Raw genomic sequence first — 2262 nt, forward strand, 5'->3', positions numbered from 1 at the left:
AGACCCAAAGCCATTCATCTGGACCAAGACAGCCGAAGAGATCCTCGACTCCCTCGCCCGCTTCTGCCGACGGATCTCTGGCGCAGGACACTAGCCTGGTGCCAGGTAGCGGTAGACCAAGGCCACCGTCATCACCTTGAGATCGATCAAGGCCGCGGTCCACCTGATGGACTCCCGGCGACGCTGATGACCGTCGACAACCCCCCGCCCGCCGGCACATGCCCGGCAGACTCTCACTGGCCGCTTGTCGCTGTCTTGTCCCTTGTCGTCCTGGTCTCGGACCCACGGCCTGACGGCCGAACAAGCGCCGCCCCACCCAAGAAGCCCCGGGGGGCGGGGGCCCCGGCCCGCCCTTGGCGCGGAGCCCCCGCCGACGCGCAACACAACCAGACGCCCACCCGACCCTCGCCCCGTTCTCCTGCCGATCTGCCCCCTGCCCACCCCCACCCACCTACTTCAGACGGGCAAGGCGGACAGGGGAAAGGAAAGAGGGTAGTTGGGAACCATGGTCAGGGGAAGACAAGGGGCGTGAGCTGCGAAAACCGTGCGCAGTCACACAGAGCAGCCGGTAAGGGATTCGGTAGGAAGACCGGCAGGGAAAACGGTAGGGACATCGGTAGCGGGTGTGGACGGGCCTCCGACGGGTGGGCCGGGGCGCGCAGCGCGTCCGGCCCCGCGACCTGCGATGGTCGGGGCTCCCCGCTGCCCCGACCACGCACGGGCGCGCCACTCACCGCGCGAGGATCACGCCAACCAGGGTGGCCATCACCATCACTGCGGTGAGCGCGGCGCCGAGCGGCTGGCTCCAGGACGGATGGCAGTGCACGACGTAGGCGACTCCAGCCGCGAACAGCAGCACGACGACGACCAGGAGCAGCAGCACGAGCAGAGCGAGCGTGGACACGAACGGTTCCGCCTCGGGACCGGGCACGCCCGGATAGGGCGTGCGTTGGTTGGGCGGAGATGCGTTGCACATCCCCACATCAGGAGGCCGTGGTTCTGGCCGGGGCTCAGAGTGCTCGGCGCGGGGGTTAGCTCCGCAACCCCGCTCTGACCAGCCAGTTCACGACGTAGGCGGCCCTGGTCACAGGGCAGGCGAGACGTGGCGGCTGGCGTCGACTCTTTCCCTGCCGGATCTCCCATTCAATGCTTCTGACCGGAAAACTCGAGGGTTCGACAGGTATGGCGGTGTAGCCCCTGGGGCTGTGACGGCGGGGTTGAGGGGCGGTGCGGTGGGTCGTCAGGCGCCTGCCGGGGTGAGGGTGACGTCGTGGCCGAGGGCCTTGAGCTGGCTGACGAGGTCGCGGGTCTTGCGGGCCGGATCGAGGTTCTTGGTGTGCCAGTCGGGGCGGAGGTCGCGGTAGCGGGCGGTGGGGTCGTTCATGAGGTGCCAGCCCATGACCAGGATGGAGCGGGCGACGGCGACCAGGGCCTTGAGGTGACCTCGGCGTTTGACGATGCGGCGGTAGCGGGCGCCGAGGAAGGTGTCGGTGCGGGCGGCGGAGACGGCTGCTTCGCCGAGGGCTCCGCGCAGCCAGGGGTTGCCTTTGCCGGCGGTCCTGAGGTGTTCTTCGGGCCGGACTGGAAGGTGCGTGGGGACAGGCGGGCCCAGGAGGCGAGGTGGTCAGCGGTGGGGAACACGCTCATGTCGGTGCCGATCTCGGCGAGGATGACCTGGGCGGTGGCGGGTCCGACGCCGGGGATTTCGTCCAGGCGCTCGACGTCGGTCAGCGGCATCAGCATGCCCTGTCCGGGCTGGTCGTCGTCTGGGGCGTCGGGGGTTGTGGACAGGTCGGTGAGGCGGGTGGTGATGCGGGCGGTGAGTTTGAACGCGTGGTGTTCCTCGAACCCGCCCGCCACACGAACGACAGCGGCCGGCACCGGCGCTCGGCCGCCAGGTGGGTCTTGGTGGTCAGCCCACCCCGGGAACGGCCCAGTTCAGCCGCACGGAGCCAGGCTCTGCGCCGCCGCCGTAAACGCCGCCGCTCCTCACGCACCACGTCGTCTCCGTCCCCGTCCGGCGGAGCTACCGGTGCGCTTTGACCCTTTCGAGGACTCCGTTGCTGAATTTGTCAGCTGGTGAGTCGGTGGCTGAGGCGTTTGAGTCTGCTGGTGCGGGGTTTGCGTAGTGGGTCGGTGGTCCACCAGGCGTCGAGGCGGACGATGCTGAGGGCGGTGGCGGAGAAGGCGTGTTGGATTCGGACTTTCGGCAGGCCGCGGTAGCGGGCCCGGCGTATGCCGGTGACGTCGAGGGCCTGGTTG

At 69.1% G+C, this 2262-nt stretch carries 3 protein-coding genes and 1 pseudogene; all 4 read right to left on the reverse strand.

Features of this window, described 5'->3' with window-relative positions; translation table 11 throughout:
- Positions 1 to 730: 730 nt before the first annotated feature.
- Positions 731 to 904 carry a hypothetical protein gene (locus ABZZ74_RS53715; protein WP_356951382.1) on the reverse strand — a complete coding sequence of 58 codons (174 nt, stop codon included), beginning with the start codon at positions 902 to 904 and terminating at the stop codon, positions 731 to 733.
- 336 nt (positions 905 to 1240) lie between these two features.
- Positions 1241 to 1384 (reverse strand): hypothetical protein, encoded by a 144-nt coding sequence (locus tag ABZZ74_RS53720; protein WP_356951383.1) that lies wholly within the window; start codon positions 1382 to 1384, stop codon positions 1241 to 1243.
- Positions 1381 to 1743: an IS110 family transposase gene (locus tag ABZZ74_RS53725; RefSeq protein ID WP_356951384.1), complete on the reverse strand. Its 363-nt coding sequence runs from the start codon at positions 1741 to 1743 to the stop codon at positions 1381 to 1383. Before ABZZ74_RS53725 ends, ABZZ74_RS53720 begins: the two co-directional genes overlap by 4 nt.
- Positions 1744 to 2072: 329 nt before the next feature.
- A pseudogene (locus tag ABZZ74_RS53730) lies at positions 2073 to 2262 on the reverse strand (IS1182 family transposase); the annotation flags it as partial.

Origin of the sequence: Streptomyces sp. NPDC006476, from assembly GCF_040612015.1 — a bacterium.
Lineage (GTDB): Bacteria > Actinomycetota > Actinomycetes > Streptomycetales > Streptomycetaceae > Streptomyces > Streptomyces griseorubiginosus_B.

What these genes read in the sequence shown, in the direction of transcription:
- ABZZ74_RS53720 (WP_356951383.1), bottom strand. Translation starts at nt 1,384, where the DNA reads ATGAACGACCCCACCGCCCGCTACCGCGACCTCCGCCCCGACTGGCAC.
- ABZZ74_RS53725 (WP_356951384.1), bottom strand. Translation starts at nt 1,743, where the DNA reads ATGCTGATGCCGCTGACCGACGTCGAGCGCCTGGACGAAATCCCCGGC.